At 70.8% G+C, this 21949-nt stretch carries 16 protein-coding genes and 2 pseudogenes; 12 read left to right on the top strand and 6 right to left on the bottom strand.

Features of this window, described 5'->3' with window-relative positions:
* Positions 1 to 80: 80 nt before the first annotated feature.
* On the bottom strand, positions 81 to 3266 hold the full coding sequence (locus EF387_RS48565) for an ATP-binding protein (protein WP_238431681.1): 3186 nt from the start codon (positions 3264 to 3266) through the stop codon (positions 81 to 83).
* Positions 3267 to 3438: 172 nt separating this feature from the next.
* Between EF387_RS48565 and EF387_RS25480 the strand changes: the two genes are divergently transcribed.
* On the top strand, positions 3439 to 3894 hold the full coding sequence (locus EF387_RS25480; protein ID WP_128378942.1) for a pyridoxamine 5'-phosphate oxidase family protein: 456 nt from the start codon (positions 3439 to 3441) through the stop codon (positions 3892 to 3894).
* Between the two features lie 117 nt (positions 3895 to 4011).
* Positions 4012 to 4493 (top strand): annotated as a pseudogene (locus EF387_RS25475) (iron chaperone).
* A gap of 172 nt (positions 4494 to 4665) precedes the next feature.
* Here the strand turns inward: EF387_RS25475 and EF387_RS49475 are convergent.
* Both EF387_RS49475 and EF387_RS25470 read right to left on the bottom strand, forming a co-directional pair.
* A complete protein-coding gene (locus EF387_RS49475) occupies positions 4666 to 4797 on the bottom strand; it encodes an MFS transporter small subunit (protein WP_274388956.1) in 132 nt (43 codons plus the stop codon).
* Positions 4769 to 6178 (bottom strand): OFA family MFS transporter, encoded by a 1410-nt coding sequence (locus EF387_RS25470; RefSeq protein ID WP_128378941.1) that lies wholly within the window; start codon positions 6176 to 6178, stop codon positions 4769 to 4771. The genes EF387_RS49475 and EF387_RS25470 overlap by 29 nt, the downstream gene beginning before the upstream one ends.
* Before the next feature lie 291 nt (positions 6179 to 6469).
* Here EF387_RS25470 and EF387_RS25465 point away from each other — a divergent pair, with 291 nt between their 5' ends.
* A complete protein-coding gene (locus EF387_RS25465; RefSeq protein ID WP_128378940.1) occupies positions 6470 to 6994 on the top strand; it encodes a hypothetical protein in 525 nt (174 codons plus the stop codon).
* 53 nt (positions 6995 to 7047) lie between these two features.
* Here EF387_RS25465 and EF387_RS25460 read toward each other — a convergent pair.
* Both EF387_RS25460 and EF387_RS50115 read right to left on the bottom strand, forming a co-directional pair.
* Positions 7048 to 7908, bottom strand: a pseudogene (locus EF387_RS25460) (sensor histidine kinase); the annotation flags it as partial.
* 130 nt (positions 7909 to 8038) lie between these two features.
* Positions 8039 to 8200 carry a hypothetical protein gene (locus EF387_RS50115; protein ID WP_420802618.1) on the bottom strand — a complete coding sequence of 54 codons (162 nt, stop codon included), beginning with the start codon at positions 8198 to 8200 and terminating at the stop codon, positions 8039 to 8041.
* Between the two features lie 237 nt (positions 8201 to 8437).
* Between EF387_RS50115 and EF387_RS25450 the strand changes: the two genes are divergently transcribed.
* The 6 genes from EF387_RS25450 to EF387_RS25425 all read left to right on the top strand — a co-directional run bounded on the left by EF387_RS25450 (position 8438) and on the right by EF387_RS25425 (position 16412).
* Positions 8438 to 9409, top strand: a complete 972-nt coding sequence (locus tag EF387_RS25450; protein WP_128378939.1) for a 2-dehydropantoate 2-reductase — start codon at positions 8438 to 8440, stop codon at positions 9407 to 9409.
* Between the two features lie 17 nt (positions 9410 to 9426).
* Positions 9427 to 11373: a molybdopterin oxidoreductase family protein gene (locus EF387_RS25445; RefSeq protein WP_128378938.1), complete on the top strand. Its 1947-nt coding sequence runs from the start codon at positions 9427 to 9429 to the stop codon at positions 11371 to 11373.
* Positions 11374 to 11377: 4 nt separating this feature from the next.
* Complete coding sequence (locus EF387_RS25440) at positions 11378 to 13210, top strand: NAD(P)H-dependent oxidoreductase subunit E (RefSeq protein WP_128378937.1); 1833 nt, start codon at positions 11378 to 11380, stop codon at positions 13208 to 13210.
* Complete coding sequence (locus EF387_RS25435; protein WP_128378936.1) at positions 13207 to 14067, top strand: 2Fe-2S iron-sulfur cluster-binding protein; 861 nt, start codon at positions 13207 to 13209, stop codon at positions 14065 to 14067. The genes EF387_RS25440 and EF387_RS25435 overlap by 4 nt, the downstream gene beginning before the upstream one ends.
* Positions 14068 to 14080: 13 nt before the next feature.
* Positions 14081 to 14944: a formate dehydrogenase accessory sulfurtransferase FdhD gene (gene fdhD, locus EF387_RS25430; protein ID WP_128378935.1), complete on the top strand. Its 864-nt coding sequence runs from the start codon at positions 14081 to 14083 to the stop codon at positions 14942 to 14944.
* Positions 14945 to 15125: 181 nt separating this feature from the next.
* Positions 15126 to 16412, top strand: a complete 1287-nt coding sequence (locus tag EF387_RS25425) for a hypothetical protein (protein ID WP_128378934.1) — start codon at positions 15126 to 15128, stop codon at positions 16410 to 16412.
* Here EF387_RS25425 and EF387_RS25420 read toward each other — a convergent pair.
* Positions 16351 to 17358, bottom strand: a complete 1008-nt coding sequence (locus EF387_RS25420) for a bile acid:sodium symporter family protein (RefSeq protein WP_162467217.1) — start codon at positions 17356 to 17358, stop codon at positions 16351 to 16353. The genes EF387_RS25425 and EF387_RS25420 overlap by 62 nt on opposite strands.
* Positions 17359 to 17540: 182 nt before the next feature.
* Between EF387_RS25420 and EF387_RS25415 the strand changes: the two genes are divergently transcribed.
* The 3 genes from EF387_RS25415 to EF387_RS25405 all read left to right on the top strand — a co-directional run bounded on the left by EF387_RS25415 (position 17541) and on the right by EF387_RS25405 (position 21946).
* Positions 17541 to 18404 carry a LysR substrate-binding domain-containing protein gene (locus EF387_RS25415; RefSeq protein ID WP_128378932.1) on the top strand — a complete coding sequence of 288 codons (864 nt, stop codon included), beginning with the start codon at positions 17541 to 17543 and terminating at the stop codon, positions 18402 to 18404.
* Positions 18405 to 18735: 331 nt separating this feature from the next.
* On the top strand, positions 18736 to 20583 hold the full coding sequence (locus tag EF387_RS25410; protein ID WP_128378931.1) for an AMP-dependent synthetase/ligase: 1848 nt from the start codon (positions 18736 to 18738) through the stop codon (positions 20581 to 20583).
* 112 nt (positions 20584 to 20695) lie between these two features.
* Complete coding sequence (locus EF387_RS25405) at positions 20696 to 21946, top strand: ABC transporter substrate-binding protein (RefSeq protein ID WP_128379052.1); 1251 nt, start codon at positions 20696 to 20698, stop codon at positions 21944 to 21946.
* Positions 21947 to 21949 lie beyond the last annotated feature (3 nt).

Here is a 21949-nt window from a genome sequence, read left to right as displayed (position 1 = left end):
AGAAGGGTGATGCCACAGGAATGCGCCGTGCGGATTGTCGGCTTCCATCAGCGTCCGTGCACAGGAACCACACGTTTCGGTCACATCGACTGCGGAGGGATGTCGAACATCGTCGCAGCGGCGCGGCTCGACGGATCTTGTTCCGCCCGTCCGGAGCCGGGAGCGAGGCCCAGGTCGGCGAGCGCCGCCGCGCCGGTGGCTGCATGGCCGTTCCCGGCGAGCAGCAGTGTGCGCGCCGACTGGTAGGGGCAGCCCGCCGCGTCGAACGCCGCCGCGGCGGCGAGCTGCCGCGTCAGGTCACCGTCCAACAGCGCCTCCGCACGGTCCAGTTGGACGGTGGCGACCGGGTTGCCGGCGACCAGGCTCCGGGCGGCGTCGATCCGGCCCCGGGCGTCCGGGTGCCCGGCGAGTACCGCCGCCTCTGCCCTGAGGGCCACGTACCAGTGCAGCCAGATCCAGCACACCCACTTCCACACCTCCTCCGGCTTCGGCGCGAGCCGCTCCAGCGCGGCGTCCACCTCCCCGTGGTGGAGCAGGAACATGGCGTCGAGGACCGCACCGTAGCCATGACGGTGCTCCGGCACCGTGTCCGCCCGGTCGGCGATCGCCAACCAGGTCGCCCGGGCGTCGTGGTCGCCGCGCAGCCCGTGGACCATGGCGACCGACGCGGCGGCGGCGCCGAGGGAAAGCGATCGCTGCCGGCCACTCTGCTCCCACGCGTCGAGGAACCTGACGCTGCGGGTGAGTACCTCGTCGGCATGGCCGGCGAAAGCGTCCGCGACCAGGATCCAGGACGTGGCGTGGTGGCCCGCCTCGGCCTGCAGCGGGTGGTCGGCGAGCTGTCTGCCCCACCGTCGGGCTTCCGGTAGTTTCCCCACACCGAGGGCGGTTCCGGCGGCCATGGCGAGGGCGTCCATCAACTCGTGCGTACCGGCGGGGGCAGGCGGCACGGAGGCCAGGATGTCGACCCGGCGCCGGGCGGCGCCTGCGACGGCGAAGGCATCACCGGCCCAGCTCCGGGCGCCGGAGAGCGCGTCGAGGGCGGCGGACTCCGCCACCGGGTCGCCCGCGCGCCGGGCGAGTCCGACGGCCCGTTCGGCGCGCTCGACCGTCTCCTGCACGGTGTTCTCCGCGGCTCCCTGCAGCGCGCCGTACGCGTCCGCGACCACCGCCGCCTCGGCCAGCGCCACAGCCGCCTCGGCGGCCGGATCGTCGCCGGACAAGTCTCGAGCCTCCACGAGCATGGCCGTCACCTCCTCCACCGGGGGGATGCGCGTGAACGTGGTGGAGAAGCGGTACGCGACGGTGGCGGCGGCCGCCAGGTCACGGCAAGCGCCGGCCGTGTCACCGGCCCGGCGGGCGGCCACCGCGGCGGAACGGTGCAGGCGGAACATGTCGTCGCCGAGCCTGCGGCAACCGGCCACTCCGGCAGCATCCCGCAGCGCCGCGGCCTCCCGCAGCGCTGCCGCGCCCGCGGCGGCAAGGGCACCCGCGGCGTCACCTCCGAGCGCGGCGCCACCGGCGAGCGCGGCGCCACCGGCGAGCGCGGCACCATCGGCGAGCCCGGCACCACCGGCGAGCCCGGCACCACCTCCGAGCCCGGCACCACCGGCGAGCCCGGCATCACCTCCGAGCCCGGCACCACCGGCGAGCCCGGCATCACCTCCGAGCCCGGCGCCACCGGCAAGGCCGGCACCATCGGCGAGCGCGGCACCATCGGCGAGCCCGGCGCCACCGGCGAGCGCGGCCGCCTGCTCGAACCTCTGCTGGGCCTCGCCGAGCAGGTTGCGGTTGAAGGCCAGCTCGGCCAGGGACAGGGCGAGACGGTGGGCGTCCGCGCGCTGCTCGGGCCGGCCGGCGGCCCAGGCGAGGGCGGTTCTGAGGTCGTCCGCCAGAGCGTCGAACCGGGCGCGCCAGTCCGCGCCGCCGGCCCCCATGAGGGCGGTCGCGCCGGCCAGGCACCAATCCACGTGGCGGGATCGGATGTCGACCAGCTCAGCGGTCTCGGCGAGCCGCTCCGTGCCGTACTGGCGGATGGTCTCCAGCGCCTGGTACCGGGTGCCCGCCTGGGACGGTGTCGCGCTGAGCAGGCTCTGTTCGGCGAGCCGTCCGAGCCCGTCGGCGACCTCGGCCGGATCCAGCGGGCCGAAGGCGGCCACCGCCGTGGCCGCCTCGGCGGTGAACGGCTCGGCGAACACCGTCACCCGGCGCAGCAATGCCTGATCCTGCGGCTCCAGCAGGTCGTAGCTCCAGTCCAGCACCGCGCGCACCGACCGGTGCCTGCCATCGGCGCGGACTCCGCCGGTGAGGATCCGCAGTTGGTCGGAGAGGCCGGCCGTGAGGCCGTCCAGGCCGAGTGTGGGCCACCGCGCCGCCGCCAGCTCGATCGCCAGCGCCATGCCGTCGAGCCGTTCACAGATGGCCACGACCCCCTCGCTCACGGCCGGGCCCAGCGGCCGGCATACCGCCGCCGCCCGGTCCATGAAGAGGGCCACCGCATCGGACTCGTCGCCGCCGGCCCGCGACAGCGGCGGAACCGGGAAGACCCACTCGAACGGCACCATCAGCCGGGCCCTGCTCGTCGCGAGCACCCGCAACCGCGGGCAGGCCACCAGCAGCCGCTCCAGGAACGGCGCCACCCCGTCGCGTATCTGCTCGCAGTTGTCCAGCACCAGCAGCGCCTCGCGGTCCGCCAGCGCGGCCATCACCGCCGCGTCGACACCGAGCCCGGGCTGCTCGCCCACGCCCACGGCCGCCGCGACCGCCGCCCCCACCCGCCCCGGATCGGTGATCGGGGCCAGATCGACGAACCACACCCCGTCGGCGAAGTCGCCGACCACCTCCGCCGCCACCGCCAGCGCGAGCCGGGTCTTGCCCACCCCACCCGGGCCGACCGCGGTCACCTGCCGACGCTTCTTCACCGCCTCGGCCAGCTCCGCGCGCTCCAGTACCCGGCCGACGAACGCCGTCAGCGGTGCCGGAAGAGCTGGTGCCGGAAGGCCGGGTACTGGGAGGCCGGGTGCCGGGAGGCCGGGTGCCGGGAGGCCGGGTGCCTGGTGCGACTGCTCGGCGCGTGCGAGGTCGGCCGCGCGCCGGGAAAGCGCCCGCCGGTCCGGCACCTGGAGCTTGCGCAGCAGTGCGGAAACATGTGACTCCACCGTGCGCACGGAGATGAACAGCCGCGCGGAGATCTCCGCGTTGCTGAGGTGCTCCCCGAGCAGCGCGAGCACTTCTGCTTCCCGTGGCGAGATCGCTGGACTGGACACCGCGTCATTATCCGTTCATCGGTGGTGGTCCGTGGCCGTCTCCGTGGCGGTTTCCGTGCTCACCACGGAGGCGGACCGTGCCCCGGCCGGGAGAGTCTGTGACCACCGCGATCAAGCCGGCCGCAAACACCGGGCTCAGCCTGCCGGCGTGACGACGACGAAAGGATCGACCATGACCGATGCCGGCCCGCGCCCCCGCGCTCGGCGTCGCCGCGACACCGAACATCGACTCACCCACGACACCGACCTCTGGGTGGCCAGCGCCTCGCCGGACGGCGCTCCGCACCTGGTGCCGTTGTCCTTCGACTGGGACGGTGCAACGCTGTTGATGGCGACCCCGTCCGGCAGTCCGACCGGCAGGAACCTGGCCGCCACCCGGACCACTCGGCTGGCACTGGGCCATACCCGCGACGTGTCCATGATCGAGGGCGAGGTCGAGGTCCTCGAGATCGACGCCCTGCCTCGGCAGCGGGGTGAGCGGTTTGCCGCACGCACCGGCTTCGACCCGCGCCCACTGGCCACGCCCTACCGCTGGTTCCGTGTCACCCCGCGCCGCATCCAGGCCTGGCGTGAGGAGGACGAGTTGCGGGGACGCGAGCTCATGCGCGACGGCCGCTGGCTCGACTGACCAGCGATACGAGAACACCTCCGCTGATCCCCGTACGAGAACGACACCACCGACGACCGTACGAGAGCACACCCGCTTCAGATCTCCGACCGAACTGTGCGCGAAGGGAAACCCGCCATGACGAACACGCGGAAGCCTGCCAAGAGCACCACCACGTCCACGTCCAACGAGAAGTTCGACGGGTTCACGGCCGAGGAACGTCAAGCGATGAAGGAGCACGCCCAGGAGCTGAAGGCGTCCGCGCGGCGGAGCCCACGCAAGGCCAAGGCGGACGGGGAGAGTGACGTGCTCGCGAAGATCGCCGAGATGTCGGACCCGGACCGCGTCCTCGCCCAGCGGCTCCACGAGATCATCAGGTCCACCGCGCCGGACCTTGCGCCCAAGCTCTGGTACGGGATGCCCGCGTACGCCAGGGACGGCAAGGTCGTCTGCTTCTTCCAGAGCGCGCAGAAGTTCAAGACCAGGTACGCCACGCTCGGCTTCAGCGACCAGGCGAAGCTCGACGAAGGCACCATGTGGCCCACCACCTATGCCCTTACGGAGCGACCGCCGCCACCGAGGCACGGATCGTCGAGCTCATCGGGAAGGCCGTCGGCTGAGACCGCGAGGAACGACCGCCGGCCATCCCCCGAGGAACCGCCGACGGCCATCCCGTGAGCAACGGCCGACGGCTATCCCCCGAGGAACCGCCGACGGCCATCCCGTGAGCAACGACCGCCGGCCATCCCCCGAGGAACCGCCGACGGCCATCCCGTGAGCAACGGCCGACGGCTATCCCGTGAAGAGCTGTGTCGCCTTCCGTACGAGTTCGTACACCCCGTAGCCGAGCGGGAGGCCCACCCACAGCCAGGAGAGGACGATCAGTGGCCGCCGGTCAGGCGGACTGCTGTCGCTGCTGGACATCGGTGCTCTCCTTGCTCTCCCGGGGTGCGGGGATGTGGTGGCGGGCGGCGACCGGGCGGACGAGTTCGTTGGCGACGAACCCGACGACCAGCAGCCCGATCATGATGAGGAATGACAGCCCGTACAGCGACGAGCCGCTCTTTCCGGCGCTCTCCTGGTGGTCGGCTATCCAGTTGACGATGAGCGGGCCGAGGACACCCGCGAGTGACCAGGCGGTGAGCAGCCGGCCGTGGATCGCGCCGACCTGGTACGTGCCGAAGAGGTCCTTCAGGTACGCGGGGATGGTCGCGAACCCTCCCCCGTAGAAGGAGAGGATCACCAGTGCGCAGACCACGAACAGCGGTTTCGAGGAGTCGCCGAACTGCGAGATGAGCAGGTACATCAGGGCGCCGACACCGAGGTAGACGCGGTAGATGTTCTTGCGGCCGATCAGGTCGGAGGTGGACGACCAGCCGATGCGGCCCGCCATGTTGGCCGCCGAGAGCAGCGCCACAAAGCCCGCGGCGGCCGACACCGACACGGGGGTCGAGGTGTCCGCGAAGAAGTCCGTGATCATCGGCGCGGCCTTCTCCAGGATTCCGATGCCGGCGGTCACGTTCATGCAGAGCACCACCCACAGGCACCAGAACTGCGGGGTGCGCACGGCGTTGCGGGCCGAGACCTGGACGCCCTGGAGGGCCGCAGGTCCGGCAGCAGCGCCCGGACCGGCTGCTGCGCCCGGACCGGCGTCCGCGGCCGGACCGGCATCCGCGCCGGGTGCCGCGCCGGCGGGCTTCTCACTGCGGGGCACCCGCACCAGCAGCACACCGAGCGACATGAAGACGGCGTACGTCAGACCGTGCACCAGGAACGCCAGCGAGATGCCGGTGGGGTCGTCGCCGAAGGAGTCCAGCATTCGCGCGGACCACGGCGAGGCGATGAGCGCTCCGCCGCCGAACCCCATGATCGCGATGCCGGTCGCCATGCCCGGTCGGTCCGGGAACCATTTGATGAGCGTGGAGACGGGTGAGATGTAGCCGATGCCGAGCCCTATGCCACCCACGAAGCCGTAGCCGAACACAATCAGCCAGTACTGCTCGGTGGCGGCGCCGAGCGCGGAGATCAGGAAACCGGAGGAGAAGCAGATCAGGGCGATGGTCATGGCCCAGCGGGGGCCGTTGCGTTCGACGAGGGTTCCGCCGAACGCGGCCGACAACCCCAGCATGACGATGCCCAGTTGGAAGGGCAACGCACTCTGGGTGCCGCTGAGGTCCAGCGCGGATTCGAGGGGCGGCTTGAAGACGCTCCAGGCGTAGGCCTGACCGATGGAGAGGTGGACGGAGAGCGCGGCGGGGGGAACGAGCCAGCGGCTCCAGCCGGGCGGTGCGAGGGGTGGGCTCATGATCCGGGAGGGTAGGAAGCGGTTGCTCCGTTGGGAAGGCGGCCCGCCGTCCCCCGCGGGCCGTATGCGGTGAGCGGTATTCCGCGTGCGGTGAGCGGTAGTTGGGGCGGGACGAGCGGTCGGATCCTCTCCGGCGCCCGGAGCCGACCCCCGAGTGCCGGGCTGCCCGAAGTGGCCCCCTGGAGAGCGGACGGGATCCCATACTGGATCTCATTGACCGGACCAGCGGGCACCGGTCCGGAACAGGGTGGGCGCTGAGCGCCACCGTCCCGGAAGGCGGAGGGAGTCCGAATGCACTTCAGACGGCGGTTAGCGGGACTGGTCGGGGGAGTCGTTCTGCTGGTGGGTGCCATGCTTGCCTTGGCCGCGCCGGCCCAGGCGTACGATCCGAACCCGAGCGTCAACCGGTACTACTACCAAACGAGTGACTGTCCGTGCAGCGGCGGGAACCTCAGTGACCCGTTCGACGGCACCTACTTCCAGAACGACGCGGGCGGCACCGCCGTCAAGTTGGAGCTGTACCAGGGCGGTTGGTTCATCGGCAAGGTCGAGTTCCACCCCAATGACGAGAAGCTCTGGGTGTACGACACCAGGAACGACGGCGACTCCTACTACGTGCGCGTCCAGTACGCCTACAACGGCACCACCCACAGCCTCGGCACCTTCAGCCCGCCGGGCACCTCTGAGGTCGTGGACTACTCGACCCTGGACTTCGACATCCCCGAGGGCGCGTTCGTGGACCTCATGCTGTACGACGGGTCGGGCCACACCGACTTCTTCGGCGGCGCCTACGGAACGGCCAGCGCCGTCGCGTAACCGGAGCCGCCACCGGGCCTGCACATCCGGAGGAGGAGGGGGCGCGCGGGGGTCCCGGTGTCCTCCGCGAAACGGTCGAGGATGCGGCGCAGTGTCCGCGCGACGGATCCGGGCGCCGCCGCGCCCCGCTGCCGTGCCGAGCCCACCAACTCCCGTGCCTCGGCGAGGTTCTCGCGGGCCGTCGACTCTATCGAGCGCAACTGCCGGCCGCTGGGTGCCGGATCGGAGGCGAGCCCCGCCCGGGCCGCCTCCGCGAGCACGACGATCGACGCGAACCCCTGCGCCAGGGTGTCGTGGATGTCCCGTGCCATCCGCTCCCGTTCGTCCGCCGCGCCCTGACGCTGGTGCGCCTCGGACAGTTCCGCCTGGGTCCGCTCCAACTCCACGATGAGCCGGGCACGTTCGGTGCTCTGAGCGACCACCGAGTGTGCCCACAGCCCGATCAGGACCCCCACGGCCACCACGATCAGGGTGGACACCACCGTCTCCCCCAGGAACTCCCCCGACCAGCCCTGACGCCACCAAATACTCAGCAACGTCACGGCGGTTGCCAGCCCGAGGAAGCCCATCGACACCCTCGGTGTCCGCCCGAACATCCAGTAGTGCGGGAGTGTCACCATGAACAGCGCCGCGTAGCTGCTGCCCAGATACGCCAGCCCGCCCAGCGCGAGCACCAGAACGCAGAGGCAGACGTGCGGCCGTACCACGGGATTGCCCGGGAAGCGGTCGAGGACCGCGTAGCACAGCACCACGCTGCCGAGCAGCGCGAACGCCGCGAACTTGGTGCCGCCGGGCGGGTCCATGGCGACCAGCCCGACGGCCATCGCGGCGAACAGCACCCAGCACACCGTGTTCCAGCGGCGCAGCGAAGCGGCCCAGAAGGGGTCGGCAGAGGGCGCGGCGAGAGTGGTCATACCGATCAACGTACGTCGACCACGGGCTGCCCGTGGGCAGCTCTGCCCTCGGTGGCCGGTGCCCGTCGCATCGCGCGTGACGGCCACCAGGTCGCCTCGCCGAGCAGGAGCAGGGCGGACGACAGCACCATCACGCGGGCGACGAAGGCGTCGAGGAGCACGGCCGCCGCAGGACGAAGCCGGTCTGCGTCATCTCGCCGATGTTGTCGGTGCCGACGGCAGCGCCGACGACCAGGCACAGCACCATGAACACGAGCCATCCGGCGACCGCCCGCCAGGGGGTGCCGTGCACTCCAGCGTGCCGTGCGGACAGTGAGTGAGCTCATGCCAGAAAGCCTTGCCGGTCAGGGCGGTTGACGGACAGGGGTGTCAGGCTGAACCTGCCGTCCACCGATCGGTGGACCCCGGGGGTGGGGAAGACCCCTGCTGCGCAAAACCTTGCTGCCCCAAGTCACATACTGTAGACAATATTTCGTCGACAGAGTTCGGCAGTTCCTCGGTACCCCTCGACCGATCGGAGCTCCCTCGTATGAAAGTCGCAGTTCTCGGCGCCGGTGCGATCGGCGCCTACGTCGGCGCCGCGCTGCATCGCGCGGGTGCCGATGTGCACCTCATCGCCCGTGGACCGCATCTGGCGGCCATGAGGCAGCACGGAGTGCAAGTGCTCAGCACGCGCGGGGACTTCACCGCGCGCGCCCATGCCACCGACGACCCGGCCGAGATCGGCCCGGTCGACTTCGTCTTCCTCGGCCTGAAGGCCAACTCGTACGCGGCGTGCGGGCCGCTGATCGAGCCACTGCTGCACGACACGACGGCGGTCGTCGCGGCCCAGAACGGTATCCCCTGGTGGTACTTCCACCGGCACGGCGGCCCGTACGACGGCCACCGTGTCGAGAGCGTGGACCCGGCCGGCGCGGTCAGTGCGGTGCTCGCGCCCGAACGGGCCGTCGGGTGCGTCGTCTACGCGGCGACCGAGCTGGCGGGACCGGGAGTCGTACGGCACCTCGAAGGCACCCGGTTCTCCGTCGGTGAGCCGGACCGCAGTGTCTCGGCACGCTGTGTGCGGTTCAGCGAGGCCATGCGGGACGGCGGTCTGAAGTGCCCGGTCGAGCCCGATCTGCGCAACGACATCTGGCTCAAGCTGCTGGGCAACATCTCCTTCAACCCCATCAGCGCGCTGGCCCGCGCCACCATGCGGCAGATGTGCCTGCACGGCGGCACCCGCCGGGTCATCGAGATCATGATGACCGAGACGCTCGCGGTCGCCCAGGCGCTGGGCTGCCGGGTGGGTGTCTCCATCGAGCGGCGCCTTGCGGGCGCCGAGCGGGTCGGCGACCACCGCACCTCCACGCTCCAGGACCTGGAGCGCGGCAAGCCGCTGGAACTCGACGTACTGCTGGCCGCCGTCGTCGAGCTGGCGGAGATCACCGGCATCGAGGTGCCCACCCTGCGCACCGTCCACGCCATCTCGGACCTGCTCGCGCTGCGGAGCGCGGCATGAAAGGCGGAGGAAGCCGCATGAAGGCAGACGAACCCCGCACGAGGAAACGCGACCGGACCCCGAAGACCTACACCCGGCTCACCCATCCCCTGGTCCGGGACTCCCGCGACGAGCCGTTCCGGCGGGCGACCTGGGACGAGGCGCTGGACCGTGCCGCCCGGGGGTTGCGGAGGGCGCGCGGCGCGTTCGGGATGTTCTCGTGCGCCCGCGCCACCAACGAGATGAACTACGTGGCGCAGAAGTTCGCCCGGGTCGTGATGGGCACCAACAACGTGGACTCCTGCAACCGGACCTGTCACGCCCCGAGCGTGGCGGGGTTGTCGGCCGCCTTCGGTTCCGGCGGCGGGACGTCGTCGTACGAGGAGATCGAGCACACCGACCTCATCGTGATGTGGGGCTCCAACGCCCGTTTCGCACACCCGATCTTCTTCCAGCACGTGCTCAAGGGCATACACAATGGGGCCCGGATGTACGCCGTCGACCCGCGCCGTACGTCGACCGCCGAGTGGGCGGAGAGCTGGCTGGGGCTGAACGTGGGCACCGACATCCCGATGGCGCATGCGATCGGCCGCGAGATCATCCACGCGGGCCTGGCCAACGATGCGTTCATCGAGCGGGCGACCAGCGGCTTCGAGGAGTACCGGGCGCTCGTCGAGCCGTGGACGCTGTCGCTCGCGGAGAAGGTGACGGGTGTGCCGGCGCCCGCCATAAGGGAGTTGGCTCACGCCTACGCCCGCGCCGAGCGCGCCCAGCTGTGCTGGACGCTCGGCATCACCGAGCACCACAACGGGACGGACAACGTCCGGGCGTTGATCAACCTGTCCCTGCTGACGGGGCACGTGGGGCGCTACGGGGCGGGTCTGCAACCGCTGCGCGGTCAGAACAACGTGCAGGGCGGCGGAGACATGGGGGCGATCCCGAATCGGCTGCCCGGTTTCCAGGACATCCTCCAACCCGAGACGCGGCTGAAGTTCGAGTCCGCCTGGGACACCGTCATCCAGCCCCACTACGGGCTGAACCTGACGGAGATGTTCGAGGCGATGGAGGAGGGCACGCTCAAGGCGGTCTACTGCATCGGTGAGAATCCGGCACAGTCGGAGGCCGACAGCGAGCAGGCCGTACGGCGACTGGAGCAGCTGGACTTCCTCGTCGTCCAGGACATCTTCCTCACCAGGACGGCCGAGTTGGCCGACGTCGTGCTGCCCGCCACCGCGGGATGGGCCGAGACCGACGGTACGACCACCAACAGCGAACGCCGGGTCCAGCGCGTCCGCCGCGCTCTCACCCCGCCCGGTGAGGCCCGCGAGGACATCGACATCATCTGCGACCTGGCGGCCCGGCTCGGCCACGACTGGAAGTACGCGGACGCCGAGGCGGTCTGGAACGAACTGCGGTCGGTGTCGCCGGACCACTACGGGATGACGTACGAGCGGCTGGAGGAGCACCAGGGCATCCAGTGGCCCTGCCCGGACACCGGCAGGCTCGAACCGACTTATCTGCACGGCCGGTTGTGGGAGACGGACCCGGCGAAGCGGGGCAGGCGGGCGCCGTTCGGGATCGTCCAGCACGACCCGCCCGTCGACCTCACCGACGAGGAGTACCCGATCCGGCTCACCACCGGACGGCGGCTCGACTCGTACAACACCGGTGTGCAGAGCGGTGGTTTCGCCTCCCCGCTCAGGCGCGGAGAGTACGTCGAGCTGTGCCCGGAGGACGCCGAGGCCTTCGGCGTCGTGGTCGGCGAGGAGGTCCGGGTCTCGTCGCGGCGCGGATCCGTGGTGGCGCCCGTGTGGGTCGACCCCGGTCTGCGGCCCGGGCTCGCCTTCATGACCATGCACTTCCCCGACGAGGTGGACACCAACCAGCTGACCATCGAGGCGAACTGCCCGATCGCGGGCACGGCGGAGTTCAAGGCGTCGGCGATCCGGATCGAGAAGCTGCCCGTGGCGACCTACGTGAGGTGATGTGGTGGACCTGCACTTCGGCGACAGCAAACCGACGGACGACGAACGGGCGGCGGTGGACGCCCTGCTCGGCCCTCCGGATTCCTCGTGGGAGGGTGCCGCCCGCGACGAGATGAGGGCCGTGGATCTGAGGTGGGCGCGCGGCGGCCGGGAGGCGCGCGACCGCCGGGACCTGCTGTTGCCGGGGCTGCACGCCATCAACGACCGGGTCGGCTGGATCAGTGAGGGCGCCCTCGACTATCTGTGCCGGCGGCTGACGGTGCCGCCGGCCGAGGCGTACGGGGTCGCCACGTTCTACGCGATGTTCTCCGTCAAGCCCCGCCCGGCGACGGTCCTGCACGTGTGCACCGATCTGGCGTGCGCGGCGGCGGGGGCGGCAGAGCTGTGCGCGGGCGTCGAGGCCCGGCTGGGGCTCGGCAGTGGGGTGAGCGTCGAACGCAGTCCCTGCCTGGGACTGTGCGAGCGCGCCCCGGCCGCGCTGGCGATCAGGGCCGGGGACCCGGTGCGTACGGCGGTGTCGGCGCCCGCGAGCGTCGAGGCCGCCGTCCTCGCGGCGAGCTCGCCCGACTCGGCGCCCGAGGAACCTCCCGCCGTCATGGCGGTGCCCCAGGCGGGGGATGCGTCGCTGACCCTGCTGGGGCGCGTCGGTGTCGTCGACCCCTCGTCCCTCGACGACTACCGGGCCCACGGCGGCTACACGGCCCTGCGGCGGGCGTTCGCGCTGGGCCCCGCCGGGGTGATCCGCGAGGTGACCGACTCCGGTCTGCTGGGACGCGGCGGCGCCGCCTTCCCCACCGGCCGCAAGTGGCAGGCCACCGCCTCTCAGCCCGACCATCCGCACTACCTCGTCTGCAACGCCGACGAATCCGAGCCGGGCACCTTCAAGGACCGGGTGGTGATGGAGGGCGACCCGTACGCGCTCGTCGAGGCAATGACGATCGCCGCGTACGCGACCGGCGCGCACCAGGGGTATCTCTACCTGCGCGGCGAGTACCCGCGCGCCCTGGAACGCATGAGCCGCGCCATCGCGCAGGCGCGGGCGCGCGGTCTGCTCGGTGACGACGTCCTCGGTCAGGGCTACGCCTTCGACATCGAGATCCGGCGCGGTGCGGGCGCCTACATCTGCGGTGAGGAGACCGCCCTGTTCAACTCGATCGAGGGGTACCGGGGGGAGCCCCGGTCGAAGCCGCCGTTCCCCGTGGAGAAGGGTCTGTTCGGCAAACCCACGGTCGAGAACAACGTGGAGACGCTGGTCAACGTCCTGCCGATCCTCACCATGGGTGCCGAGGCGTACGCGGCGGTCGGCACCGGCAGGTCCACCGGTCCGAAGCTGTTCTGCGTCTCCGGCAGTGTGGCCCGGCCGGGGATCTACGAGGTGCCGTTCGGTGCCACGCTCGGTGAACTGCTCACGCTCGCGGGGGTACGGGAGGGGCTGCGGGCGGTGTTGCTCGGCGGCGCGGCCGGCGGCTTCGTCCGCCCCGACGAGCTGGATGTCCCGCTGACGTTCGAAGGCACCCGGGAGGCGGGCACCACGCTCGGCTCGGGCGTGGTCATGGCCTTCGACGACACCGTCCCCCTCCCCCGGCTGCTGCTGCGGATCGCCGAATTCTTCCGTGACGAGTCCTGCGGCCAGTGCGTGCCCTGCCGGGTGGGGACCGTGCGTCAGGAGGAGGCGCTCAGCCGGATCGTCGAGCGCACCGGGGCCGCCGCGGCCGACGACATCGCCCTGCTGAGGGAGGTGGGGCGGGCCATGCGGGACGCCTCGATCTGCGGTCTGGGACAGACCGCGTGGAACGCCGTGGAATCCGCCATCGACCGTCTGGGGGCCTACGAATGACCGCGATACCGCTGGGGGTGCCGCGCCGGCTCGTCGGGTTCACCGTCGACGGGCAGGAGGCCAGGGTCCCCGAGGGCTCGACGATCCTGGACGCCTGCCGGGCCGCCGGGAAGGACGTGCCCACGCTCTGCCAGGGCGACACGCTGACTCCCAAGAACGCCTGCCGGGTGTGCGTCGTGGAGGTGGAGGGTGCCCGCACCCTGGTCCCGGCGTGCTCGCGCAAGGCGGAGGCGGGCATGGAGGTGCGGACCGACAGCGAGCGGGCCCGTCACAGCCGCAAGGTCGTCCTGGAGCTGCTCGCCTCCTCGGTCGATCTGTCGACCACCCCGAAGGTGGCCGGGTGGATCAAGGAGTACGAGGCGAAGCCCGACCGGTTCGGCTCCGACGCGGCCCGCCTCGACGAGGAACCGAAGATCGACAACGAGCTGTACGTCCGTGACTACGACAAGTGCATCCTCTGCTACAAGTGCGTGGACGCCTGCGGTGACCAGTGGCAGAACACCTTCGCGATCTCGGTGGCCGGCCGCGGTTTCGACGCCCGGATCGCGGTCGAGCACGACGCTCCGCTCACCGACTCCGCCTGCGTGTACTGCGGCAACTGCATCGAGGTGTGCCCCACCGGGGCGCTGTCGTTCAAGTCGGAGTTCGACATGCGCGCGGCGGGTACCTGGGACGAGTCCGCGCAGGAGGAGACGACGACGGTGTGCGCCTACTGCGGTGTGGGCTGCAACCTCACCCTGCACGTGCAGGACAATGAGATCGTGAAGGTGACCTCGCCGCACGACAACCCAGTGACGCACGGCAACCTCTGCATCAAGGGCCGCTTCGGCTACCAGCACGTACAGAACCGGGACTGATCGGGAACGGGACATGGGACGAGTCACGGAACGACGCAAGGTGATCCGCATCCGGGACGGGGCTCTCTCCTCGCGCCCGGACACGCTCGTCGCCGAGGAACCCCTGGAGATCCGGCTGAACGGCAAGCCGCTCGCGATCACCATGCGCACCCCGGGCGACGACTTCGCGCTCGCGGCGGGCTTCCTGGTCAGCGAGGGAGTGCTCGGGGAGCGGTCGGATCTGCAGAACATCGTCTACTGCGCCGGCGCCACGGTGGACGGCTCGAACACGTACAACGTGGTGGACGTGAAGACGGCGCCGGGCGTCGCGATCCCGGACATCACGCTCGAGCGCAACGTCTACACGACGTCGTCCTGCGGTCTGTGCGGCAAGGCGTCGCTGGACGCGGTCCGCACGACGGCCCGCTGGGCCGTCGACGACACGCACGGCGGTGACGCTCCCCCGGTCCGCCTCGAGCCCGAGCTGCTCGCGAGCCTCCCCGACCGGCTCCGTGCGGCCCAGCGGGTCTTCGACCGGACCGGGGGCCTGCACGCGGCCGCCCTGTTCTCCGAGGACGGCGAGCTGCTCGACATCCGGGAGGACGTGGGCCGTCACAACGCGGTCGACAAGATCGTGGGCCGCGCCCTGCAGAGCGGCCTGCTCCCGCTGTCCCGGACGATCCTGCTGGTCTCGGGGCGCGCCTCGTTCGAGCTGGCGCAGAAGGCCGTGATGGCGGGCATCCCGGTGCTCGCGGCTGTCTCGGCGCCCTCGTCACTGGCCGTGGACCTGGCGGCGGAGACGGGGCTGACGCTGGTGGGCTTCCTGCGGGGCACCTCCATGAACGTGTACGCGGGCGAGCACCGCATCGCCCTGCGGGCCGCGGCCACCCAGGGCTGACCCGCTCCCCGCGGCACGGCGGCGGGGCCTCGTCCGGCGGGGAGCGCCCCCTGCGCCGGCGGGGTCCTGCTTCAGTCGTTCCTCGGTCCTGTGTGCTGGGCCGGGCCGGGGGGCGAAGCCTCCTGCGAGGGGAACACCGCCCCATGGACCGGGTGCACAACAGCCGCTAACGTCCCGGGGGATGCCCGACGACGCAACGGCTCGACGGACCACCGGGACCGGCCTTGGACTGATCCTCGCGCTGGTCCTGGCGGCCGTGCTGCTCACCGCCCTGCCGGACGGCGACCGGGAGGGCGCCGGCACCTGTGCGCCGCGGACGGTGACATCCTGGTCGGCGGACGAGGGCCTCACCGGCGAGTTCGCGCGCTACGGCGACGACAGCGGCCGCGTCGACGACTGGACCGGCGGTGACGGCACCCATTCGGTACGGCTGCCGGACGGGCGGGTGCTGTGGCTGTTCTCGGACACCTTCCTCGGCCAGGTGCACCGGCCGCCCAATCCGATGGGCGAGTCGTACGCCTGGCGGGACAACTCGGCCCCGATGGTGCGGAACTCGGCGGTCGTGATGGCGAACGGCCGGCTGCAGAGCACGTTTCCCGCGCTGTTCGCGCAGCCGAGTCCGCAGCAGTGGCGCTGGCCGGTGGCCGCACGGGTGGAACCCCGCTCGCCGGGCGCCCGCGAGCAGGTCCTGCGCGTACTGCTGTGGACCCGTACGGCAGGTCAGGCGCCGTGGATCTACGGCGTCCCCACCGCCACCGAGGTGGCCACCCTCTCACTGCCCGATCTGCGGCTGGAGGGGATCGTCACAGTGCTGGACCAGCGGTCCGTGGCCGATCCCGCCAAGCGGGTGCTGTTCGGGACGACGGCGGTCGACGACGGCGAGTGGACGTACGTCTTCGGCGGCGACGACCGTCAGGCCACGTCCGCGCCGGCGTCCAACGCGTATGTGGCGCGGGTGCCGCGCGGCGGGCTCGGCCGGCCCGAGGCCTGGGAGTTCTGGAACGGCTCGGGGTGGCAGGCCCGCGCCCGGATGAAACCCGTCCTCGGCGCGGCCCGGGAAAACGGTGGCGGCGGCGTACCGGGCGGCGGGCAGGTCGCGGTCCAGGGCAATGCGCAAAACACCGGCGTGGGGAGCGCCTTCAGCGTCGTCCGCGACGGGGACACCTATGTGCTGTTCACCATGGCGGCGGGCACCGCGGGACTGACGGACGTCACCTCGTACTGGGCCTGCTCGCCGAGCGGGCCCTGGCACGGTCCCGCCAAGGCTTTCGGCGCACCGCTGCCCGCGGCGGGCGTGGCGGCGTACAACCCCCAGGTCCACCTGGCGGTGGGTGGCGGCGGACGGCTGGTGCTCAGCTACGACGTCAACTGGCTGGACGCCACCGCCACCACGGCGGTGGAACGGATCAGTCGGAACGTGTCCCTGTACCGACCGCGATTCGTGACGCTGCGGCTGGGGCCGGACTGACCGCCTCGGGGTCGCGGGAGCGGCGCCCCGCGATGACCGCGCAGACCATCAGCTGCATCTGGTGGAAGAGCATCAGCGGCAGCACCGCCAGTGAGGCCTGGGCGCCGAACAGGACGCTCGCCATGGGCAGCCCGGAGGCGAGGGACTTCTTGGAGCCGGCGAACTGGATCACGATCCGGTCCGCCCGGTCGAAGCCCAGCGCCTTGCCGCCGTACCAGGTCAGCGTCAGCATCACGGCGAGCAGGACGGCCTCGACGCCGAGCAGTCCGGCCAGGTGCAGCGGGCTGACCTGGTGCCAGATTCCCTGGACCATGCCCTCGCCGAACGCGGTGTAGACGACGAGCAGGATCGAGCCGCGGTCGACGAGGGAGAGCACCTTCTTGTTGCGGGTGACGAAGTCACCGATCCACGGCCGCAGGAGCTGACCGGCGACGAACGGCACCAGCAACTGCAGGACGATCCTGCCGAGCGAGTCCGTGGAGAAGCCGCCTGCGCTGCTGCCGAGCAGTACGGCCGCGAGCAGCGGAGTGATGACGATGCCGGCGAGCGAGGAGAAGGAGCCGGCGCAGATCGCGGCGGGCACGTTGCCGCGCGCGAGGGAGGTGAAGGCGATCGACGACTGGATGGTAGAGGGGACGAGGGTCAGGAAGAGCAGTCCGGTGTAGAGGGAGTGCGTCAGGACCACCGGTACCAGGCCCCGGGCAGCGAGGCCGAGCAGCGGGAACACCACGAAAGTGCAGGCCAGCACGGTGAGATGGAGTCGCCAGTGCTTGAGTCCGGCGAGTGCCTCGCGGGTGGACAGCCGGGCGCCGTAGAGGAAGAAGAGAAAGGCGATCGCGGCGGTGGACGCCCCCGACGCCACATCGGCGGCCGTGCCCCGGGCCGGGAGGAGGGCCGCGAGGCCCACGGTGCCCAGCAGGAGGAGGATGTACGGATCGACGGGCATCCGGCGCGGCCGTTGCAGGCGTTTCACTGTGCTCCACTACTTCGATGGTGCTGTGCTGTGCGTCGGCGCCCGCGTCGGCGCCTGGCACGGGACGTGCCCTCTCCATCGTCCTCCTGGAGACAGCGATCGGGAATCCGGCATACCACTCTGACTGTCATCACGTTCCGCGATAACCTGTAATGGTGTACGACCCTTCCCATCTGCGTACGTTCCTGGCGGTGGCGCAGACGTTGAGCTTCACCCGGGCGGCCCGGCGGCTCGGGCTGCGCCAGTCGACGGTCAGCCAGCATGTGCGCCGACTGGAGGAGGCGACCGGGCGGCAGCTGTTCCAGCGGGACACCCACTCCGTGGAGCTCACCGAGGACGGCGAGGCCATGCTGGGCTTCAGCCGGCGGATCCTGGAGGTGCACGAACAGGCGACCGCGTTCTTCACGGGGACCAGGCTGCGGGGGCGGCTGCGGTTCGGGGCGTCGGAGGACTTCGTGCTCACCCGGCTGCCCGAGATCCTGGAGGGCTTCCGGCACGACCACCCCGAGGTGGACCTGGAGCTGACGGTCGAGCTGTCCGGTACGTTGCACGAGCAACTGGCCGCGGGAAAACTGGACCTGGTGCTCGCCAAGCGCCGTCCCCAGGATCCGCGCGGTGAGCTGGTACGGCACGACCGGCTGGTGTGGATCGGCGCGGAGCGGCTCCGCCTCGACCCCGAGCGGCCGGTGCCGCTCATCGTGTATCCGCCGCCGGGCATCACCCGGGCCCTGGCCCTGGAAGCGCTGGAGAAGCAGGGGCGCGCGTGGCGCATCGTCTGCACCAGCGGCAGCCTCAACGGCCTGATCGCCGCGGCGCGCGCGGGGCTCGGCGTGATGGCGCACTCCCGGGGGATGATCCCGCCGGGTCTGGTGCGGGTCCCCGACCGGGCGGGACTGCCGGAGCTGGGCGAGGTGGACTTCGTGGTCGTGCACGGGCCGCGGCGCGGCGCGGCCCAGGGGGCGGCGGACGCCTTGGCGGCGGCCGTCCTGGGTGGCGGGGACCGGCTGCGCGGGCGCTGAACCGGACTTCACCGAGGGGCCGGGGTGAGGGGCGACCGGTGTCGTGTGTCTCGGCCGAGGTCGTACGGTCTTGCACGCGTCTGTGACGTACGGTGCAGGTACTGCTCCGTAGAGGCGCGGCGGCCGTAAGCACCCGGTACAGATTCCGTGGAGATTACGGCAGCGAAACTTACTGAACCGTAGGGATTTCGGCCCCGTACTTCCCTCTTGTGACCCTATTTCACCGGCTGACCAGGGCGTACGCACGATCGAACGGTGGATTCCGGCCTCTCCCGGGCGGCGACCCCGTGGGGTAGCTTTCACGGCGCTGGAGCGCCACAAGGAGCGGGGATTGCGCGAGTTCACCAACCCTCCGTTGGGGTCGGCGAGGCCGGTTGGCGGCCTGGCCGATGTCGTGTTCGAGCATGCCCAGGACGACCCCCTCCGTGTCGCGTTCGGACGCAAGGACGAGGGCGGTCAGTGGCGTGACGTGACGGCCTCCGAGTTCCGTGACGAGGTGCTCGCCCTGGCCAAGGGGCTGCTGGCACACGGCGTCCGGTTCGGCGACCGGGTCGCGATCATGTCCCGCACCCGCTACGAGTGGACGCTCTTCGACTTCGCGCTGTGGACGATCGGCGCCCAGGTGGTGCCGATCTACCCGACCTCGTCGGCGGAGCAGGTCTTCTGGACGCTGCACGACGCCGAGGTGACGGCGGCGATGGTGGAGCACGAGGACCACGCGATGACCGTCGCGACGGTCATCGACCGGCTGCCGCAGTTGCGCAAGCTGTGGCAGCTGGACGTGGGCGCGGTCCAGGAGCTGTACGAGGCCGGTGCCACCATCGAGGACGACGTGGTGCACCGGCACCGGCAGGCGGTGACCCCCGACTCCATCGCCACGATCATCTACACCTCGGGCACCACGGGGCGCCCCAAGGGCTGTGTCATCTCGCACGGCAACTTCATGTTCGAGGCGGACACCGTGCTGGAGCGCTGGGAGCCGATCTTCCACACCAAGCGCGGCGACGAGGCCATCACCCTGCTGTTCCTGCCGCTCGCGCATGTCTTCGGGCGGATGGTCGAGGTGGCCGGGGTGCGCGGGCGGGTCAAGCTGGGCCATCAGCCGCAGCTGAGCGCGGCGGCGCTGCTGCCCGACCTGGCCGCGTTCAGGCCGACGTTCTTCCTGGCGGTGCCGTACATCTTCGAGAAGGTGTTCAACGCCGCGCGCCGCAAGGCCGAGAAGGAGGGCAGGGCCGGCCCGTTCGAGAAGGCGGTGGACGTGGCGGTCCGCTACGCCGACGCCGTGGAGTCGAAGGCCTGGGGCATCGGTCCGGGCCCGTCGGCGAGCCTGCGCATGCAGCACCAGCTCTTCGACAAGCTCGTCTACTCCAAGATCCGGGGCGCGATGGGCGGCCGGGTGCGCCACGCGATGTCCGGCGGCTCGGCGATGGACCGCAGGCTGGGACTTTTCTTCGCGGGCGCGGGCGTCCAGATCTACGAGGGGTATGGGCTGACCGAGTCCACCGCGGCTGCGACGGCCAACCCGCCCGATCGCACCCGCTACGGCACAGTGGGCCAGCCCATCCCGGGCACCACCGTGCACATCGCGGACGACGGCGAGATCTGGCTGCGCGGCGACAACGTCTTCCAGGGCTACCTCAACAACCAGAAGGCCACCGACGCCACGCTGCAGGACGGCTGGCTGGCCACCGGGGACCTCGGCTCGCTCGACGAGGACGGTTTTCTCACGATCACCGGGCGCAAGAAGGAGATCCTGGTGACCTCCGGCGGCAAGAGCGTCTCGCCCGGACAACTGGAAGAGCGGGTACGGGACCACCCGCTCGTCGCGCAGTGCATCGTCGTGGGCAACGACCGGCCCTACATCGCCGCGCTGCTCACGCTGGACGCGGAGGCCGTGGAGCACTGGCTCGAGATGCGCGGCAAACCGCGGCTCTCCCCCGCCGAGCTGGTGCGCGACCCGGATCTGGAGACCGAGGTGCGTCGTGCGGTGGTGGCCGCGAACACCCTCGTCTCGCAGGCCGAGTCGATCCGTACGTTCCGGATCCTGGCCCACCAGTTCACCGAGGAGCACGGCCTGTTGACCCCGTCGCTGAAGCTGAAGCGGAAGGCGGTCGAGCGGGCCTACGCCAAGGAGGTTGAGGCGTTGTACCAGGCCCACGAGGGCGGCGACGTTTCCTGACTAACCGTCATCTGTCGTCGCGTCAGATATTGACGGTCCGTCAGATCGGTTCGAGACTTTCGGTCACCCGACTGGTCACTCGGCATGAGGGGGACCGACCGTGTCACGAGCGATGCGCATCCGCACCACCGTCGCCTGCGCAGGGGCGCTGCTGCTATTCGTCTCCGGCTGCAACTCGGCCGCCGACAACACCGGTCCGCAGAAGGCCGGGGGTTCGGTACGCGGGGTGACCGACGATTCCGTGAAGGTGGGCGGCATCGTGTCGATGACCACCTCCACCGGCTACTCGAAGAAGGACACCGACCTCGGAGCCAGAGCCCGCTTCGAGAGGGCGAACGCGGAGGGCGGCGTGGGCGGCCGCACGATCGACTACCTGGGCGCGGAGGACGACGGCCAGGACCCGGCCAGGAACCTCGCCGCGGCCCGCAAACTCGTCCAGCAGGACAAGGTGTTCGCGATCGCCCCGATGAGCTCGACGACCTTCTCGGGGGCCGACTTCCTGCAGCAGCAGAAGGTGCCCACCTTCGGCTGGGGCACCCTGCCCTCGTTCTGCGGACCCAGCTACATCTACGGCTTCGGCGGCTGTATGGTCCCCACCCCGGGCGGCACCATCTCACAGACCTGGCCCGAGGGACTCAAGCGGGTGACGGGCGGCGCCGAGGGCAAATCGGTGGCGATCCTCGCCAATGACAGCGACGCCGGCACCTTCGCCATCCGCACCTACAAACAGAGCTTCGCCTCGGCGGGGTACGAGGTGACCTTCGCCGAGGCGTCCGTGCCCGCGGGCTCGGTACCGAGCGACTGGTCGGCCTACACCAAGGAGATCCTGCGCAGCGACGGCGGCAGGGCACCGGACGCGATCGTGTCCGTGATGCAGACGCCGTACAACATCGGCCTGTTCACCGCCATCAAGCGCACGGGCTATGACGGCGTGCTCACCGACCCCACTGACTACGACCCGGCGCTGCTGGCCCGGAGCGCGACCCGGAAGGCCCTGGACGGGGTGCACATCCTGCTGTCGTTCCAGCCGTTCGAGCAGGACAGCGCCGCCATGCGGCAGTTCAAGGAGGACATCCGCAAGACAGCCGGGAAGGACGTCCCGTTGAACATGCACATGGTCACCGGCTACATGAGTGCCGACCTGTTCCTGGCCATCGCCCAAAAGGCGGGCAAGAACCTGACTACGGAGTCCTTCCAGAAGGCGGCGCGGGGCTTCTCCGACACCGGCACCCTGGTCGGCGACCGCACCGAGCCCAGGGGGCAGAAGGAGTCGTTCGGCTGCGGCGCGCTGGTCCAGCTCAAGGACGGCCGGTACGTCGTGTCGGCGCCCTTCGAGTGCTACGAACCGATCCCCTTCACGTAGGGC

Source organism: Streptomyces cavernae, from assembly GCF_004023625.1.
Classification (GTDB): domain Bacteria; phylum Actinomycetota; class Actinomycetes; order Streptomycetales; family Streptomycetaceae; genus Streptomyces; species Streptomyces cavernae.
Note: the sequence above shows the minus strand (reverse complement) of the source record. Positions and strands in the feature narration are given on the sequence as shown.